Annotated in this window: 1 protein-coding gene; it reads right to left on the bottom strand. The window is 49.4% G+C overall.

The annotated features are described in order from the left end of the window. On the bottom strand, positions 1 to 235 hold a 235-nt coding region (locus SB775_RS33945; protein ID WP_410865691.1), incomplete at both ends, for a substrate-binding domain-containing protein.

The following is a 235-nucleotide window of genomic DNA, read 5'->3' as shown; positions in this document are numbered from 1 at the left end:
AATCATGTCTACCCCTTGCTGGATCAAATCTTCTACATCACTTGCCTGTTTCGAAGCATCGTCTTGCGCATCGACAACTGATAGGCTTGCGCCCAGTTCAGAAGCTTTGGCTTCTGCGCCTTCACTCAAAGTAACGAAGAACGGGTTGTTCAAGGTCGAGATCGAGAAGCCGATTGTATAATCGCCGCTCGCATCTTCGCCGCCTGTTGTTTCTTCTGAATCTGAACCTGGTGCT

This window comes from Peribacillus sp. SIMBA_075, assembly GCF_046534585.1.
The sequence above is the reverse complement of the archived record's forward strand: the minus strand, read 5'-3'. Positions and strand labels throughout refer to the sequence as shown.